18 protein-coding genes and 1 tRNA gene are annotated in these 17,284 nt (G+C 64.7%); 5 read left to right on the top strand and 14 right to left on the bottom strand.

The window, feature by feature from the left end; translation table 11 throughout:
- Positions 1 to 7: 7 nt before the first annotated feature.
- Positions 8 to 97: transfer RNA gene (locus tag AX672_RS14725), tRNA-Ser, on the top strand.
- 17 nt (positions 98 to 114) lie between these two features.
- Here AX672_RS14725 and AX672_RS14720 read toward each other — a convergent pair.
- The 14 genes from AX672_RS14720 to ffh form a co-directional block, all read right to left on the bottom strand.
- On the bottom strand, positions 115 to 468 hold the full coding sequence (locus AX672_RS14720) for a PilZ domain-containing protein (protein ID WP_231731378.1): 354 nt from the start codon (positions 466 to 468) through the stop codon (positions 115 to 117).
- 71 nt (positions 469 to 539) lie between these two features.
- Positions 540 to 773, bottom strand: a complete 234-nt coding sequence (rpmE, locus tag AX672_RS14715) for a 50S ribosomal protein L31 (protein ID WP_066652597.1) — start codon at positions 771 to 773, stop codon at positions 540 to 542.
- An 86-nt stretch (positions 774 to 859) separates the two neighbouring features.
- The gene (locus AX672_RS14710) at positions 860 to 2,671 is read right to left on the bottom strand and encodes a M2 family metallopeptidase (RefSeq protein ID WP_066652432.1); all 1,812 of its coding nucleotides are present in this window, start codon (positions 2,669 to 2,671) and stop codon (positions 860 to 862) included.
- Between the two features lie 55 nt (positions 2,672 to 2,726).
- On the bottom strand, positions 2,727 to 3,482 hold the full coding sequence (locus tag AX672_RS14705) for an alpha/beta fold hydrolase (RefSeq protein WP_066652429.1): 756 nt from the start codon (positions 3,480 to 3,482) through the stop codon (positions 2,727 to 2,729).
- Complete coding sequence (locus tag AX672_RS14700; RefSeq protein ID WP_066652427.1) at positions 3,479 to 3,916, bottom strand: GFA family protein; 438 nt, start codon at positions 3,914 to 3,916, stop codon at positions 3,479 to 3,481. Before AX672_RS14700 ends, AX672_RS14705 begins: the two co-directional genes overlap by 4 nt.
- Position 3,917: 1 nt before the next feature.
- Positions 3,918 to 4,949 carry an aspartate-semialdehyde dehydrogenase gene (locus AX672_RS14695; protein WP_066652425.1) on the bottom strand — a complete coding sequence of 344 codons (1,032 nt, stop codon included), beginning with the start codon at positions 4,947 to 4,949 and terminating at the stop codon, positions 3,918 to 3,920.
- Positions 4,950 to 5,019: 70 nt separating this feature from the next.
- Positions 5,020 to 7,212 (bottom strand): S9 family peptidase, encoded by a 2,193-nt coding sequence (locus AX672_RS14690; RefSeq protein WP_066652592.1) that lies wholly within the window; start codon positions 7,210 to 7,212, stop codon positions 5,020 to 5,022.
- A gap of 266 nt (positions 7,213 to 7,478) precedes the next feature.
- A complete protein-coding gene (rplS, locus tag AX672_RS14685; RefSeq protein WP_066652423.1) occupies positions 7,479 to 7,850 on the bottom strand; it encodes a 50S ribosomal protein L19 in 372 nt (123 codons plus the stop codon).
- A 1-nt stretch (position 7,851) separates the two neighbouring features.
- On the bottom strand, positions 7,852 to 8,583 hold the full coding sequence (trmD, locus tag AX672_RS14680) for a tRNA (guanosine(37)-N1)-methyltransferase TrmD (RefSeq protein ID WP_066652421.1): 732 nt from the start codon (positions 8,581 to 8,583) through the stop codon (positions 7,852 to 7,854).
- A gap of 37 nt (positions 8,584 to 8,620) precedes the next feature.
- Positions 8,621 to 9,445: a TIGR04222 domain-containing membrane protein gene (locus tag AX672_RS14675; RefSeq protein WP_066652418.1), complete on the bottom strand. Its 825-nt coding sequence runs from the start codon at positions 9,443 to 9,445 to the stop codon at positions 8,621 to 8,623.
- Positions 9,445 to 10,017, bottom strand: coding sequence for a glycine-rich domain-containing protein (locus tag AX672_RS14670; RefSeq protein WP_066652415.1), 573 nt, complete (start codon positions 10,015 to 10,017; stop codon positions 9,445 to 9,447). Before AX672_RS14670 ends, AX672_RS14675 begins: the two co-directional genes overlap by 1 nt.
- Positions 10,018 to 10,063: 46 nt before the next feature.
- Positions 10,064 to 10,543: a ribosome maturation factor RimM gene (gene rimM, locus AX672_RS14665; protein WP_066652413.1), complete on the bottom strand. Its 480-nt coding sequence runs from the start codon at positions 10,541 to 10,543 to the stop codon at positions 10,064 to 10,066.
- Positions 10,544 to 10,972, bottom strand: a complete 429-nt coding sequence (rpsP, locus tag AX672_RS14660; protein ID WP_168727499.1) for a 30S ribosomal protein S16 — start codon at positions 10,970 to 10,972, stop codon at positions 10,544 to 10,546.
- A 42-nt stretch (positions 10,973 to 11,014) separates the two neighbouring features.
- On the bottom strand, positions 11,015 to 12,487 hold the full coding sequence (gene ffh / locus AX672_RS14655; RefSeq protein ID WP_066652412.1) for a signal recognition particle protein: 1,473 nt from the start codon (positions 12,485 to 12,487) through the stop codon (positions 11,015 to 11,017).
- Positions 12,488 to 12,716: 229 nt separating this feature from the next.
- Between ffh and AX672_RS14650 the strand changes: the two genes are divergently transcribed.
- Genes AX672_RS14650 through ispZ form a run of 4 tightly spaced genes read left to right on the top strand, consistent with a single transcriptional unit; the run spans position 12,717 to position 17,264 of the window.
- Positions 12,717 to 14,339, top strand: a complete 1,623-nt coding sequence (locus AX672_RS14650; protein WP_066652410.1) for a putative bifunctional diguanylate cyclase/phosphodiesterase — start codon at positions 12,717 to 12,719, stop codon at positions 14,337 to 14,339.
- 38 nt (positions 14,340 to 14,377) lie between these two features.
- The gene (gene mtaB, locus AX672_RS14645; RefSeq protein ID WP_066652407.1) at positions 14,378 to 15,754 is read left to right on the top strand and encodes a tRNA (N(6)-L-threonylcarbamoyladenosine(37)-C(2))-methylthiotransferase MtaB; all 1,377 of its coding nucleotides are present in this window, start codon (positions 14,378 to 14,380) and stop codon (positions 15,752 to 15,754) included.
- Complete coding sequence (ftsY, locus tag AX672_RS14640; RefSeq protein WP_066652404.1) at positions 15,751 to 16,677, top strand: signal recognition particle-docking protein FtsY; 927 nt, start codon at positions 15,751 to 15,753, stop codon at positions 16,675 to 16,677. The genes mtaB and ftsY overlap by 4 nt, the downstream gene beginning before the upstream one ends.
- Positions 16,674 to 17,264 (top strand): septation protein IspZ, encoded by a 591-nt coding sequence (ispZ, locus tag AX672_RS14635; protein WP_066652401.1) that lies wholly within the window; start codon positions 16,674 to 16,676, stop codon positions 17,262 to 17,264. Before ftsY ends, ispZ begins: the two co-directional genes overlap by 4 nt.
- The last annotated feature ends 20 nt before the right edge of the window (positions 17,265 to 17,284 follow it).

Genomic DNA, 17,284 nt, shown 5'->3' with positions numbered 1-17,284 from the left:
AGCGTGCGGACAGGTGGCCGAGTGGTTTAAGGCAGCGGTCTTGAAAACCGCCGTGGGTGCAAGCTCACCGTGGGTTCGAATCCCACCCTGTCCGCCAATTGCACCGGTGACCGTTCAGCTCATCGAGCGCGGGCTTTGGTCGAGTTCGAGCAGTGCATCGTAGCTCGCTCGATCGAGCGGGGTCTGGAATTCACAGCCTGCAACGAAATCGTCGCTCCAGACGATTTTTGCCGCGACCGGTCCGACCAGAGGCAAGGTGAGCCAGATCATCGATCCCGGCTTCATCGTCGAATAGGTTTGCAGGCGCGCGCCATGGATCGACAGATCGACCACGCGGCACAGCGTGCGGTCGAGCCCGCCGCGGCCAAGGCGCGCGTCGAACGAGACCGGCGCGCGCGGGCTGCGGCGCCGACCACCAACCATGGCCGGTTCAAATTCGGCGGCAAACATCACGCTTTTGTCGTTCATGACCAAAGCGTAGCCGTGCATCCCTAAGGCGCCGTTAAGACCGGCGCCTCAGCGTCGCGTGATCGCCGCGATTACTTGGTCTTGAGCGAGAGACCGCCGAAACGCTTGTTGAAGCGCGCGACCTGGCCACCGGCATCGAGCATCTGGCCGCGACCGCCGGTCCATGCCGGATGCGACTTGGGATCGATTTCGAGCGTCATCAGATCGCCTTCCTTACCCCAGGTCGTGCGCGTCTTGTACGACGTGCCGTCGGTCATCTGGACGGTAATGAAGTGATAATCGGGGTGGATGTTCTTCTTGGCCATCATAAGCTCCATGAGTGGCTGGTTCCGACCAGCCTGTGGAAGCGCGCGCCGCTAGCACGGGCGCGGGGCGGATGCAACGCCTGCACTTACCAGCCGCTCGGTTTCCCCTTGTTCTGCTCGTCGAGCCACGCCTTCAGCGGCGCGAAATATTCCGCCATCGCCGCGCCCGAAATCTCGCGGCTGCCGGTGAAGGCCTCGAGCGCTTCGGGCCACGGCTTCGACTGGCCGAGCTCGAGCATCGCGTTCAGCTTCGCGCCGACCTCCTTGTTGCCGAAGAAGGAACAGCGGTGGAGCGGCCCCTTCCACCCCGACTGATCGCAGGCCGCCTTGTAAAACTGGAATTGCAGCAGCCGCGCGAGGAAATAGCGTGTGTAGGGCACCTGCGCCGGGATGTGGTACTTCGCGCCGGGATCGAACTTCGTCTCGTCGCGCTCGACCGGCGGCTTGATCCCCTGATATTGCAGCCGGAGCGCATCCCATGCCGCCTGATAGTCGCTGGTCTTGATCGCGCCCGAAAACACGCCCCAGCGCCATTTGTCGACCAGCAGTCCGAACGGCAGGAAAGCGACCTTGTCCATCGCCTGGCGCAGCAACAGGCCGATGTCCTTGTCCTCGCTCGGCACCTTCGCGGGATCGAGCAGCTTGATGTCGACCAGATATTGCGGCGTGATCGACAGCGCAACGAAATCGCCGATCGCTTCGTGGAAGCCGTCGTTGGCGCCGTTCTTGTAGAGGAACGGCTGCGCCTTGTATGCGCGCTGGTAGTAGTTATGGCCAAGTTCGTGGTGGATAGTGACGAAGTCGTCGCTGTTGACCTTGGTGCACATCTTGATGCGAATGTCGTCGCGCGAATCGATGTCCCACGCCGAGGCGTGGCAGATCACTTCGCGGTCGGCCGGCTTGACGATCTGCGAGCGTGTCCAGAAAGTTTCGGGCAGCGGCGCAAAGCCGAGCGACGAATAGAAGCCCTCGCCGATCCGCACCATCTTGACCGGATCGTCGCCACGCGCGGCAAGCAGTTCGCCGATGTCGAATCCGAGATCGCCCGCCCCCTTCGGCGCGACGAGGTCATAGATATTGCCCCACTCCTGCGCCCACATATTGCCGAGCAGATCGGCACGGATCGGGCCAGTCTTGGGCTGGACCGCGTCGCCGTACTTCTCGTTGAGTTTCCAGCGGGTGTAGCTGTGTAGCGCCTTGTAGAGCGGCTCGACATCGCGCCACAATTTGTCGGTGAGCGCACCGAACGCGTCCGGGCTCAAGTCATAGCCCGAGCGCCACATCGCGCCGACGTCCTTATAGCCCAGCTCGCGCGCGCCCTGAATGGCGATGCCGGCAGCGCGCGTATAATCGTCGCGCAAAGGGGCCCCGACATTGTCGTGCCAGCTCGCCCACATCTCCTTAAGCTTGGCGGGGTCGCGCTCGGTGCCCATCGCAGCTTCGATGTCGCTGCCGTTGATCGGCTTGCCGTCGAGCGTTCCCATCCCCTTGCCATAGGCCGACGCCATCCGTGTCGACAGCGTGGCGAGCGTATCCGCCGCGCCCGGCGTGGTCGGTGCGGGAAGCGTGATGCCGCCGCGCAGCAGATCGAGCTTGCGCTTCTGGTCAGCCGACAATCCCGTGACCTTCTGGAGCTTGGCTGCATCAAGCGCGAGCTGGACCTGATATTCGGTGAGTTGTGCGGCGTTCTTCGCTGCGAGCGCATCGGTATCGTCGTTGATGTAGGTGGCGTTCACCCACTGGATCCGATTGGCTTCGAGCGACATTGCGTCGAGCTTGGCTTCGGCGGTTTTCAGAAAGGCGTCGACATCGGCAAGCGTCGGTGCCGGGGCGGCAAAAGCCGGAGCAGCGGCAAGTGCCACCGCGAGCGCGGCGACGGAAATGGAGCAGCGGATCATGGCTATCCTCAAGATTTTATGATGGCGCGACACTGCGCCGCCTGCGCCGCCAGGGTCAAGCCGCGAGATAGTCCGCAATTGCCGCGCCCAGATCGGGCTTGGCGACCGCACTCATGTGATTGCCGGGAACGGCCTGGTAGCGCGCGTGGGGTAGCGCCGCAGCCAGCTGCTGTGCCGAGCCATTATCCTGATCGTCCTCGCCGCAGAGAATGAGGATCGGTCGGTCGAGCGCGGCCAGCTCGGCGTCAGTGCTCGACACGAAGGTATCTAGGATATGGACCAACGCCTTCTCATCGCCGCCGCTGGTCTTCAGAAATGCCTCGGCGAACCATTCGGGCGTGCCGCGTTCGAAGCTGCCGAGCTGGGTCAGCACCCGGCGGAAGAAGTCGCCGCGCCGCGTCGCATCAATCACCCCCTGATAACCCATGCCCGAGATGACCGCGCGCCGAGGTGTCGCACCCATGATCATCATGCGCAGGCTCGTCCGCGCGCCGAGCGAATAGCCGACCAGATCATAGTCGGTCAGGCCGAGATGCGCGATCAGCGCGAGATTGTCGGTCGCCAGCACGTCGGGCGGATAGGCAGCGGCATCATGCGGCTTGGCACTGTCGCCGTGCGCACGCAGATCGGGCATGATTACGCGAAACCCGCGCGCAGCAACCGCGGCGGCATGGCCGTATTTGATCCAGTTGGTCTCGGCATCGGAAAAAAAGCCGTGGATCATTACCACCGGGCGCCCCTCGCCCATTTCGCGCCAGACGATCTCGGCGCCGTCGGAGGCCGTGAAGCGGTGCAGCGGCAGGTCGGTCATGCTTGGGGTCTCATCATCAGCGCGGCGAACATCGCATCGGGCGCGTCGGGCCAGCTCGGCACGCCATCGGGAATCGCAAACCACGCCTGCTTGGTCGCGGTGTAAATATGCGCGCGACACTCAAGCTCCTCGGAGCGGTCGAGCGTCCCTGCGCGCACCACGGCGATCCCCGGACGGCGGGTATTGGTGTTGTAAATGCGCGAATGGCATTCGCCGCAGACGCGCTGGATCGAGGTTCGATCTTCGGTGGTGCGCTCATAGACCACCACCGGGCCGGTTACTGTCAGGGCAGTTTCAGCAACGAGCGCCTGAAGGCTGAAGGCGCTGCCGCTCCAGCGCTGGCAGATGTGGCAATGGCAGGCATAGACCGGCGGCAACGCATCAAGCGCGAGCGCGTAGCGCACCGCGCCGCAGCGACAGCCGCCGGTGATCACCTCAAGCCGCCTTCTTCAGGTGTCGCCGCCCGAGCAGTTCCGCGATCTGCACCGCGTTGAGCGCGGCACCTTTGCGCAAATTGTCGCTCACGCACCACAGCACCAGCCCATTGTCGACGGTCGGGTCTTCGCGCACGCGGCTGATGAAGGTCGCATAGTCGCCGACGCACTCGACCGGGGTGACGTAGCCGCCGTCCTCGCGCTTATCGACCAGCATCACGCCGGGAGCCTCGCGCAGGATGCTCTGCGCCTTCTTCGCCGAAATCTCGTTCTCGAATTCGATCGTGATCGCCTCCGAATGGCCAACGAACACCGGCACGCGCACGCACGTCGCGACGACCTTGATCTTCGGATCGAGGATCTTCTTGGTCTCGACCACCATCTTCCACTCTTCCTTGGTGAAGCCGTCGTCGAGGAAGCTGTCGATGTGCGGGATCACGTTGAACGCGATCTGCTTGGTGAACTTGTGCGCTTCGGTCGGGTCGCCGACAAAGATGTTGCGGCTCTGCTCGAACAGCTCGTCCATCCCCGCCTTGCCCGCGCCCGACACCGATTGATAGGTCGAGACGACGACGCGCTTGATCGTCGCAAAATCATGCAGCGGCTTGAGCGCGACAACCATCTGCGCGGTCGAGCAATTGGGGTTGGCGATGATGTTGCGGCGCTGATAGCCGTCGATCGCCTGCGGATTGACCTCGGGCACGATCAGCGGGACATCGGGGTCCATCCGATAGAGCGAGGCATTGTCGATCACCGTGCACCCGGCGGCGGCGAAGCGCGGGGCATGCAGCTTCGAGCCTTCGGAGCCGATCGCGAACAGCGCCATGTCCCAGCCCGCGGGATCGAAATGCTCGATATTCTGGACCTTGAGCATCTTGCCGGTGTCGCCGAACTCGATCTCGTCGCCCTGGCTGCGCGACGAGGCGAGCACCGCCAACTCGGCAATCGGAAACTCGCGCTCGGCGAGGATGTTGAGCATCTCGCGCCCGACATTGCCCGTCGCGCCTGCGACGACGACCCGATAACCGTTCATTTTACAACCCTTACAACGACTGAATTGGGGCTGACTTACGCGCCCCGCCCGCTTTGTCCAGTATTGGCGCTCATTTCCCAGGCGGCATGCGGCGATCGAGGAAATCGAGGATCGTTGTCCACAAATGCTGGCTGACGCCGGGGCCGCCGACGCGGTGCGTCTGGCCGGGGTAGAACATCATTTCGAACGGGCGTCCTTCACGCTGCATCTTGGCGGCAAAGGCCGTCGAGTTGGTGAAGACGACATTGTCGTCAGACATGCCGTGAATCAGCAGCAGCGGATCGGTAATCTTGGCGCTATCGGCGAGTGCAGCCGATGATGCGTAGCTGGCCGGATCGGTGCGCGGATCGCCGAGATAGCGCTCGGTGTAATGGGTGTCGTACAGCTCCCACTTGGTCACCGGGGCGCCCGAAATGCCGGCCGCGAACACGCCCGGGGCGGACTCCAGCATCTTGAGCGTCATATAGCCGCCATAGGACCAGCCGTTGATCGCGATCCGCTTGGCGTCGACGAACGGCAGCGTCTTCAGATAGGCCGCACCCGCAAGCTGATCGGCGACTTCGACGCTGCCCATCGCGTGGTAGATACGGTCCTCGAACGCCTTGCCGCGATTGAACGAGCCGCGGTTGTCGATCTGGAAATAGATATAGCCGCGGCTGACCAGATATTGCGGCAGCGCGCCGTTCCATGCCCGTGTCACCTGCTGACCTGTGCCGGGGCCGCCATAGTGCTGGAAGAAGACGGGATAGGTTTTGCCCGGCTCCAACTTCGGCGTGATCATTTCCCAGTAAAGCTCCGTGCCGTCAGCAGCCTTGATCGTTCCGAACTTACGCTCCTGATGCTGGCCGACGAAGGGGAAATAGGGGTGCCCTTCCTTTAGCGCATTTTCGTTGATCCAGCGCAGCCGCTTGCCGGTCGCATCGGCAAGATAGAGTTGTGACGGCTGGTTAGGGTTCGACCGCGCAACGATGATGCGGCTGGCGGCGCCGTCCATGCTCGCGCCGTTCCACCAGCCGGCTTCGGTCAGCCGGGTGATCACGCCGGGCTTGGCGATATCGACCGCATAGAGATGCTGTTCGAGGAAACCGTCCTTGTTGCCGGTAAAGAAGATGCGGCCCTTCGCTTCATCAATCCCGGCGATGTTCTGGACGACCCAGTCGCCGCTCGTCAGCGCGGTCCATTGCCCGTCCTTTAAGCGGTAGAGATGCCCGAAACCGGTCCGCTCGGATCGCCAGATCAGCGAGCCATCCTTCAGCGGCTGATAGGCGTCGGTCAGATTGATCCAGCTGCGTGCGCCCGATTTCTCGGTGAACAGCACGCTCGCCTTGCCGGTCGCGGGGTCGACCTTGAGCATGTCGAGCGTCTTCTGGTCGCGGCTCTGGCGCTGGACGAGCAGGGTCTTGCCGTCGGGCGTCCAGTCGACGCGGGCGAGATAGATGTCCGGATTGCTGCCGAGATCGACCTTCACCGACGCGCTGCCATCGGGCTTCATCACATAAAGCTCGACCAGCGCGTTGGGCGTGCCGGCGGCGGGATAGCGCTGGTCGACCACCTTCGTGCCATCGGCGCCGATTGCCGCGCGCGTGACGATGCCGACGGGGGCTTCGTCGAACTTCTCGACCGCGATCAGCTTCTCGTCGGGCGACCACCAATAGCCGGTGCGGCGGTCCATTTCTTCCTGCGCGACAAACTCCGCCTCGCCCCAATGCACTGTGCCCTTGCCGCTCTGCGTGGCCATCCAGGGTGCCGCGCCGCCGATCGGCTGCACGAACAGATTCTGGTCGCGCACGAAGCTGACATAGCTGCCTTTGGGGCTGACGACCGGGTTAAGCTCGCCTTCGGAGCTGTTCGTCAGCCGGTCGACCTTGCCGTCGAGGCGGGCGAGAAACAGGTCGCCGTCGAGCGGCACGAGGATCGCTTTGCCGTCGGGTGTCCAGTCATAGGTCACGATCCCCTTTGATCCGCCGATCCGCGCGCGTTCCCGCTGCATCTTTTCGGCTTCGGACAGTTCGGCGCCGGAGCCGATGGCCTTGGAATCAACCAGCATCCATTCGCGGCCGGTGTTGGTGTCGAGCGCCCACAGGTCAAAGCGCTCCTTCTCATCGGCGCGCGGACGCAGCGAGGTGAGCAGCTTGCCGTCGGGCGACAGCTTCAACCCGCGCGGCTGCGAACCCGACAGGTCGGGGCTGGCGAACAGGCGTTCGAGCGTCAGTTTCTGCGGGGTGTCAGCGGCCACGGCCGGCGCTCCTGAAGCCACCAGCATGATTGCTGCCAGAGCCGCGACGCCCAAAACCTTGATCACACACCATCTCCAGTCCCGATTTATCGCGCTCGCTCGAGCGGCTGCGCTGCGGCGTTATTGCGGCGGGAAGCACCGTCGTAAAGAGGGGGGCTGCTGATCTTGCAGAGGCCGGTGCAGCACTTCGAAGCAGGAGCGTGACTAATTTGGCAGGCCACTGTCATATCGAAAGCAAAACGGCCGCCCCGATGTGCGGGACGGCCGTTCGAAAGTCTGCTGCTGCGAGGAGCTCACTCGCCCTTGGTGTCGCGGCGTTCGGCAATGCGCGCCGACTTGCCGCGACGACCGCGCAGATAATAGAGCTTGGCGCGCCGCACGACGCCCTTGCGCACGACTTCGATCGAGTCGATGTTCGGCGAATAGAGCGGAAACACGCGCTCGACGCCTTCGCCGAAGCTGATCTTGCGCACTGTGAAGTTGCTGCCCATGCCCTTGTTCGAGCGCGCGATGCACACGCCTTCGTAATTCTGGACGCGGGTGCGCTCGCCTTCGACGACCTTCACGCCGACCTTCAGCGTGTCGCCGGGGCGGAATTCGGGGATTTTCTTCGCCTCGAGGAACTTGGCGATATTCTCGGCTTCGATCTGCTGGATGATGTTCATCTCAGTCTTCCTTCGTCTGTCGCTGCGCGCCAGAGGGAGAACTGACCCGAGCGCCCTCATGACGCTCCCAAAGGTCGGGCCTCCTTAACCGTGTATCAGTCTCGGACTGTGACTTGCGCCACGCCGCGATCCTCGCATGATCCCCCGATCGCAGCACTTCGGGGATCGTGCGCCCTTCCCATTCATAAGGTCGGGTATAATGCGGATATTCGAGGAGGCCGCTTTCGAAGCTTTCCTCGTCCCCGCTGGAAGGCGCGCCCATTACGCCGGGAAGCAAGCGAATGCAAGCGTCGAGCAGCACCAACGCGCCCATTTCCCCACCGGAGAGAACATAGTCGCCGATCGAGACCTGCTCGATCGCGCGCGCCTCGAACAGCCGCTCGTCGAAACCCTCGAACCGGCCGCAGAGGATGATGGCGCCGGGGCCTGCGGCAAGCGTGCGCACGCGGGCTTGCGTGAGCGGTGTGCCGCGCGGCGTCATGGCAAGGATCGGGCGATCATCGGCGACACTGTCGAGCGCGGCGGCGACAACGTCCGCGCGCAGCACCATCCCTGCCCCGCCCCCTGCCGGAGTGTCGTCGACGGTGCGGTGCCTGTCGGTCGCGAAGTCGCGGATGTTGACGGGTTCGCAGGTCCACAGCCTGTCCGCCAACGCCCGTCCCGCCAGCGACATTCCGAGCGGGCCTGGGAACATGTCGGGGTATAGGGTGAGTATGGTTGCCGCAAAGAACATGCTCGTTAGTTGCGCTACAAGGTGACGAAGGCAAGGATCAACCGCCGCAGCCACCACAGCCGCCCCCGCCGCAGCCACCCCCGCCGCTGTCGCTGCCGCTCGATCCGCTATCGCCCGAGCCGGATGCGGCGCGCATCGCGTGATAGGCATTCCATTCGGACCCCGCGAGCACCGTCGTGCCGAACAGCGCGACGGCTAGCGGCACTTCGTCGTCGGTGGGCGCGCGGCGCAGGCGATCGCCGTTGCTGCGTGCGCTTGCCAGTGCCTCGGTGCCTCCGCGCGTGCGTCGGTCGACGGCGGCAAAGCGGATCAAAGCGAGCACGGCCGTCACCACCAACATCGCGGTCAGAAACCCGACCGGCCGCCCGCGTCCGACACCGACATCCCATTTGATCGCGCCGAACAGGATCAGCAGTAGATAGGGCGAGGTTTGCCAAAGGCGCAGCTGCAGCACGACATCGCGATCGATCAGCAGCCCTTTGCGCACCAGCCTGTCCTCGACCGCGCGCGCATGCGGTGTCACGGCTTTCATCACGCGATCCCAGGGTGACGGCGTTGGCAGCGCCAGCACCGATCGTTCGGGGCCAGGGTTCAGCACCGGCGGCGCGACGATCCGCGCGGCATTCCGGCCCTCGACCGCGATCTTGCCCGCCGCGAGCATCCGCGCGACCACGGCATCGACGTAGCGCAGCGGGCCTCCCGCGAGAAAGGCAATCTCGTCGGGATCGCTCGTCCGCGCGCTGTTCCCGTCGGGTCGCAGCCAGCGCGGGATCACGAAGCCCGCGATGATCGTGGCCATCAGCAGCACGCCGTAGAGTGCCAGAAACGGGCCACCAGTCAGGTCGAAAACGCCCAGTCCCATCACATCCTCCACCACAGCAGGAGGGCAATCGCGGCAACCACCAACAAGGCGACCATCGCCCGCCGCACGGCCTTCCTGGAAATCATGATTGTGTCGCGCGGATGCACCCGGCGCGCGCGCGGATCCTCGATCAGACGCTGGTGCGCGCTCGGCCAGATATCGGCGGGCGCAGGGCCGAATACGGCTTCATAGCGTTTGAGCGTGTCGGCATATTGCCGGAAGAAGCGGCCGCGCTCGGTGTCGCCGCCCGCGGTCGGGCCGTGATGCAACTGCTTGCCCAGCACCTCGGGGCAGAAATGCTCCCAATAATCGCGGGTGTACGTCAGGTGCAGGTGCCAAACCTGGTCAACCGCATCCGACGGCGTGACGTCGCGCTCGCCGGTGACGGCCAGAAACACGAACTTGCGATATTCGTCGATCACCCGGGCGGCGTGACCGGCGCTCCAGCCATTCTCGCGCGCGAGCCGTGCTGCGAAACCTAGCGCTGCATCGTCGGGACCGATTTGGTAACAGGAAAGCCGCTGCCACACCGGGTGGTTAGGGGTCGAGGGCGAAGCAGAGTCGCGGCTCATCTAAACTCCTAGTATTATACTAGGAGATAAAATGCAAGCGTTCGCTTCAGCCTTCGGCGAAGGCGGCGGTGATGATCAACTGCCGATCATTCCACTCGGGCACGGCCTCGGCGCGCATCGGTACCATGAAGCGCGCACCGCTGGGGCGCTCGATTTCGATTACATCGCCTGCGCCGAAATTTTCGATCGTGACCACGTGGCCGATCAGGGCGCCCTCGGTCGACACGACCGGCAACCCCAACAAATCGACATGATAATATTCGCCCGCATCCAGCGGCGGCAGTTCGGCGCGCGGCACGGTGATCTCCGTGCCGCGCATCGCCTCGGCGGCGTTGCGGTCAATGATTTCGGCAAAGCGCGCGATCGCGCCGTTGTTGCCGTTGCGCAGCGACTTGAGCGTCAGGGCGCCGCCGTTGAAGCGCTTGTAACGCTTCAGATCGTCAGCGAACACTTTCAGACGCACCTCGCCCGCCACGCCATGCGCGCCAATGACGACGGCCAGCGTGACGGGTGTCTCGGCGCGCATTTATGCGTCGGCCGCAGATGCCTCTTCGGCGGCGGGCTCGGCCGCTTCCTCTGCCGGCGCAGCGGCAGCAGCTGCTGCTGCTTCCTCGGCCGCCTTCAGCTTTTCGGCGCGTTCCTCGGCGCGCTCGGTCGCCTTTTCACCGGGCTTGCCCTTGTTCGGGTTGTTGCGCGGCGCCCGCTCCTTCACGCCGAGCGCATCCAGGAAGCGCGCAACGCGATCGGTCGGCTGCGCGCCCATCTTCAGCCAGTGCGAAGCGCGTTCCGCGTCGAGCTTTACGCGCTCGGGCGAATCCTTGGCGAGCAGGGGATTATAGGTACCGATCTTCTCGATGAAGCGGCCGTCACGCGGGCTGCGCGCGTCGGCGACGACAACGCGGTAATAGGGGCGCTTCTTGGAGCCGCCGCGCGACAAACGAATGCTAAGTGCCATTAATCTTCCTTCTTTCTGATCCGTAGTTGGTGGCCGAAGCCGTTATTTCTTCTTGATGAAATTCTCAAAACCAGGCGGCATTTTGGGGCCACCTAGACCCGGCAGACCGCCGCCGCCCTTGCCCATCATCTCGCCGAGATCGGGCCCGCCCAGGGCATTGCCGATGCCGCCCATGCCGCCACCTTTCCCCAGCATGGCCATCATGCCCTTGATGCCGCCCATCTTCTTCAGCCGCTTCATCGCGGTCGCCATTTCCTGATGCATCTTGAGCAGCCGGTTTACGTCCTGCACGGTCGTGCCGCTGCCCTTGGCAACGCGGATCTTGCGCTTGGCGTTGAGCAGTTCGGGCCTGGCACGCTCCTTGGGAGTCATCGACCCAATCATCGCGTCCATGTGAACGAGCGTCTTGTCGTGCCCGCCGCCGGCCATCGCCGCCTGCGCCTTCTTCATGCCCGGCATCATGCCCGCCAGCGCCCCGAGCCCGCCCATCCGCTGCATCTGCGCGAGCTGGCTGCGCAGGTCGTTCATGTCGAATTGGCCCTTTTCGAGCCGCTTCGCCATCCGCTCGGCGTCTTCGACCTGAATCGCCTCGGCGGCTTTCTCAACGAGACTGACGACGTCGCCCATGCCGAGGATCCGGCCGGCGACGCGGCCGGGATGGAACGCCTCGATCGCGTCCATCTTTTCGCCGGTGCCCGCGAACTTGATCGGCTTGCCGGTGACGGCGCGCATCGACAGCGCCGCACCGCCGCGCGCATCACCGTCCATCCGCGTCAGCACGACGCCGGTGAGCGGCACCTGCTCGCTGAAGTTCTGCGCGACGTTGACAGCGTCCTGGCCGGTCAGCGAGTCGACCACCAGCAGGATTTCGTGGGGCTTGGAAATGCCTGCAATCGCCTGCATCTCGTCCATCAGCGCCTGGTCGACGTGGAGCCGCCCGGCGGTGTCGAGCATCAGCACGTCATAGCCCTGGAGCTTGGCCGCCTGCATCGCGCGCTGGGCGATCTCGACTGGGCGCTGGCCCGCGACGATCGGCAAGGTCGCGACCTCGACCTGCTTGCCGAGCGTCGCCAACTGCTCCTGCGCGGCGGGACGATTGACGTCGAGCGACGCCATCAGCACTTTCTTGCCCTCGCGCTTGGCGAGCCGCTTGGCGAGCTTGGCAGTGGTCGTCGTCTTGCCCGAGCCTTGCAGGCCGACCATCATGATGACCGCCGGCGGCGTCACGCCCAGCTCGAGCGTCGCCTCGCCGCCGCCGAGCATGTCGGTCAGCGCGTCGTTGACGATCTTGACGACCTGCTGCCCCGGCGTGACCGAACGCAACACGCTCTGCCCGACTGCCTGCTCGGTTACCTTGTCGACGAAATCGCGCGCGACCGGCAGCGCAACATCGGCCTCGAGCAGCGCGATCCGCACTTCCCGCATCGCCGCGCGCACGTCGGCCTCGGTCAGCGCACCGCGCCCCCGAAGCCGATCGAACACGCCGCCAAGGCGCTCGCTGAGACTGTCGAACATCAAAAACTCCTCGTCGATCGGGCACTGCCGTCCTAAACGCAAAAGAAGCCGGCGGACGAAACCTCGTCGGCCAGCTTTGCCCTTGGGCATGCGCGTTTGCGTTCCGGCAGGGAACGATCTGCGGCGCCTCTAACGCAATCGCCATCCTTTCGCAACCATGCGGATTAACATCGCCTTGAGAGGTGTTGGGCCATGAATGGAGCTGTACCCCGGAGGATGCGGACACGACATGGCTGAGCCCACGCAGCAGGCAGATTTGAAGAGCGTTATCGGCGGGGATCGGCTGGGCGTCGCGATCACCGTGGCAGCGATTGTCGTGTTCATTGCAACCGGCAGCGCCGTGCTGTCGACCAGCCTCGGCCACCTGAGCGGCGGCGGCTCACCGATCGACCGCGTGCTGCTGATCGCCCTGCTGCTCAACGTCGCGCTGATCCTGTTCGGCTGGCGCCGCCATGCCAAACTGCGCGAGACGGCGCTCAACCAGGCGAGTGCCGAAATGCGCGCCGCCCATCTCGCCGCCACCGATCCGCTGACGGGTTTCCTGAACCGCCGCGCGCTGATCGAACAGGGCGGCGCGATGATCGCGCAGGCCAATCGGCGGCACAAGGTCGTCGCGCTGCTGATGGTCGACATCGATCATTTCAAGCGCGTCAACGACATGTACGGTCATGGCACCGGCGATGGCCTGCTTCAGTTGATCGCGGCCGAGATTGCCGCGGCCATGCCGTCGGTTGCGCTGACGGCGCGTCTTGCCGGGGACGAATTCGGCTGTGCGTTCCTGTTCGATCCCGCTGTACCCCAGACCGTCGACCGCGTTGCCGAGCAGTTGATGTCGCGGATGGCGCGGCCGTTCGTCGTCGACGGGCTCGACCTGCATGTCTCGGCGTCGATCGGCATTGCCCGCACCGACATCGACAGCCCGAGCATCGATGCGCTGATGCGCAGCGCCGACATTGCCCTGCATGCCGCCAAGCAGGGCGGACGACGGCAGTATCTGTGGTTCGACGCATCGATGGAGCGCGTGCTCAAGGAACGCAATCAGGTCGAAGTCGCGCTGCGCACCGCTATCCCGCAGCACCAGATCGTGCCCTATTTCGACCAGCAGGTTGAGCTGGCGACGGGTCGGCTGGTCGGTTTCGAAGTGCTCGCCCGCTGGGAGCACCCGACGCGTGGCCTGTTATCCCCCAGCGCTTTCCTGCCGATCGCGACCGAAGCGGGCTTGGTGAACGACCTGACCTTTTCGGTCATGCGTCAGGCTCTCGCCCAGGCGCTCGACTGGGATCCGTCGCTGTCGCTTGCGGTCAATCTGGCCCCGGCCCAGCTCAACGACGCCTGGCTGGCGCAGAAGCTGATCAAGCTGCTTGCCGAAACCGGCTTTCCGGCGGCACGCCTCGAGATCGAAATTACCGAAGCCGCGCTGTTCGACGACATGAAGCTGGCCCAGTCGATCGTCGCCAGCCTGAAAAATCAGGGGATCCGCGTCGCGCTCGACGATTTCGGCACGGGCTATTCATCGCTTGCGCATCTGCGCGCGCTGCCGTTCGATCAGCTCAAGATCGATCGCAGCTTTATCGGCTCGATCAACGACAATGCCGAAAGCGACGCGATCGTGACGGCAATCACCCGGCTGGGCGACAGCATGAATCTAGCGATCACCGCCGAAGGGATCGAGGATGCCGCGACCGAAGCGCGCGTCCGCGCCCTTGGCTGCGCGCGCGGCCAAGGTCACCTTTATGGTCGACCAATGACAGCGGCGAGGGCCCGATCGTTGCTCGCCGAGCGCCGCATGCTGCGTCCGGCAGCGCAAAGCATGACGTCACTGTCCGATGCCGAGGCGCGTCGATCGGCCTGAGGTGGACTTGGGCGGCACCCGCGCCTAGATCGTCGCCAATGTCCCCCGAACCTCGCGATTTCCAACCGACCGTCATCAGCCTCGGCTGTCGGCTCAACCTCGCCGAAAGCGAGACGATCCGCGCGATCAATGCAGGTCGGCCGGTTGTCGTGATCAACAGTTGCGCCGTCACCAACACTGCGGTTGCCGAGACGCGGGCGGCGATCCGCAAGGCCCGGCGCGCGAACCCGACCGCCGAGATCGCCGTCACCGGTTGCGCCGCGCAGATCGACCCGCAGAGCTTCGCGGCCATGCCCGAAGTCGACCGGGTCATCGGCAATGCCGAAAAGCTGCTGCCGTCGGCCTGGGCGTCCGCTGCGCGGGTGCAGGTGCAAGACATCATGGCCGTGCGCGCAACCGCGCCGCATCTCGCAGCGAGCTTTGCCGATCATGTCCGCGCCTTTGTCGAGGTGCAGAACGGCTGCGACCATCGCTGCACTTTCTGCGCGATCCCCCTTGGTCGCGGCAACAGCCGTTCGGTGCCAGCGGGCGCGGTCGTCGATCGCATCGCCGCACTGGTCGATGCCGGGCACCGCGAAGTGGTGCTCACGGGAGTCGACCTGACGAGCTACGGCCCTGACCTGCCCGGCGCGCCGACGCTCGCGATGCTGATCGAGCGCATCCTGCGGCATGTGCCGCGGCTCGAACGGCTGCGGTTGTCGTCGCTCGATTCGATCGAGATCGACGACAGGCTGTTCGATCTCGTCACTGGCGAGGCACGGATCATGCCGCATCTCCACCTCTCGCTACAGGCAGGCGACGACATGATCCTGAAGCGGATGAAGCGCCGCCACGCCCGCGCCGATGCAGTCAGGATCGTCGAGCGGCTCAAGGCCCGGCGGCCGGAGATCGCGATCGGCGCCGACCTGATCGCGGGCTTCCCGACCGAGACCGAGGCGATGTTTGCGAATACGCAGGCGCTGATCGATGATTGCGACATCGTCCATGCGCACATCTTCCCTTATTCGCCGCGCGGCGGCACGCCGGCCGCAAGGATGCCGCAGGTAGCGGTCGAGGTTCGCAAGGCGCGAGCTGCGTTGCTGCGCGAAGCGGCGGCGCGGCGGCGGACGGCCTGGCTGGCGACGCTCGTAGGCTCATCGCAGCAAGTCTTGGTTGAACGCCCCGGCACGCGTGGCCATGCCGCAAACTTCGCCGAAGTGACCCTGCCCCCTCAACCCGATCGTGCTGAGCTTGTCGGGCCGCAGGCGGGCATAGCCCAACCACCGTTCTTCTTTTCCAGCGGCAGGCGAAGGCAGGACGGCGCTTCGACAAGCTCAGCGCAAACGGACTTGGTTGGCAAAATTGTGGACGTGTTGATCACGGGCATCTCGGGCGACCGCCTTCTGGCCGCCCCAGCGCTGGAGCGCGCCGCATGAGCAGCTGGCATGAAAAGCTCCTCGGCGGGTTCAAGCGCACGTCGGACCGGCTGATCGGCAGCCTGACGGGGCTTGGCATTGGCCCGCTCGACGCCGCGACGCTTGACGACATCGAGGAAGCGCTGATCGCCTCGGATCTGGGCCCGGGCACTGCCGCGCGCATCCGCAACCGGCTCGCGACCGGCAGCTTCGAGCGCAATCTGGAGGAACTCGGCATCCGCCTGATTGTCGCCGAGGAGATCGAAAAAGTCCTCGAACCCGTCGCGCGCCCGATCGAAATCAGCGCCTTCCCGCGCCCGCACGTCATCCTCGTGATCGGCGTCAACGGATCGGGCAAGACCACGACGATCGCCAAGCTCGCGCATCTGTTCACCGAGCAGGATTATGGCGTGATGCTGGCGGCAGGCGACACTTTCCGCGCCGCCGCGATCGGGCAGCTCGCAACTTGGGCCGAACGCGTCGGCGTGCCGATCGTGCGCGGCCCCGAAGGAGGTGATGCGGCCGGCATTGTCTTCGACGCGGTCAAGCAAGCGACCGCGCAGGGCATTGACGCGCTGATAGTCGACACCGCCGGTCGCCTCCAGAACAAGCGCGAGCTGATGGATGAGCTGGCGAAGATCAAGCGCATGCTCGGCAAGATCGACGCGGCCTCGCCGCATGACGTCATTCTCGTGCTCGACGCGACGACCGGGCAGAATGCCTTGTCGCAGATCGAAATCTTCAAGGAGGTCGCCGGCGTGACCGGGCTCGTGATGACCAAGCTCGACGGCACCGCGCGCGGCGGCGTGCTGGTCGCGGCGGCCGAGAAGTTCGGCCTGCCGATCCACGCCATCGGCATCGGCGAGGGCATGGGCGATCTGCGTCCCTTCGACGCTCGCGAAGTCGCGCGGATCATCGCCGGCATCGACAGGCCCGGCCGATGACCGAAGCCAAACGCCCTGCCCAGCCCGGCCTCGCAATGGCGCTCGATTACGGGCCGCTGCTGGTCTTTTTCATCGCCTATAAATTCTCCGATGTTTTCGCCGGCACCTTGGCTTTCATGGCAGCGGTGGCGGTCGCGGTGATCGTGTCGAAATGGCGGCTCGGGCGTGTGTCGCCGATGCTGTGGCTGTCGGCGATCCTCGTGATCGGTTTCGGCGCGCTGACGCTCTATCTGCACGATGAACGCTTCATCCAGATCAAGCCGACGGTGATCTACGGTCTGCTGTCGGCGCTGCTGTTTGCCGGCGTGTTCACGGGGCGGCCGCTGCTCAAATATCTGCTCGAAGCCGCCTATGAGGGGCTGAGCGATCGCGGCTGGATGTTGCTGTCGCGCAATTGGGCGTTCTGGTTCGCGGCGATGGCGGTCGCCAACGAAGTGATGCGCGCGACGCTCAGTTTCGATGCGTGGCTGACAGCAAAAGTATGGGGCGTGACGATCGCCACGCTTGCCTTCGGGGCAGCCAATGTGCCGATGCTGATGAAGCACGGGCTCGGCGACGACCCCGCGCCGCTGCCACCCGAAGGATAAGGGCCCCGCCGCGCTGGCGA

It is taken from the genome of Sphingomonas sp. CCH10-B3, from assembly GCF_001556185.1.
GTDB lineage: Bacteria > Pseudomonadota > Alphaproteobacteria > Sphingomonadales > Sphingomonadaceae > Sphingomonas > Sphingomonas aquatica.
Note: the sequence above shows the minus strand (reverse complement) of the source record. Positions and strands in the feature narration are given on the sequence as shown.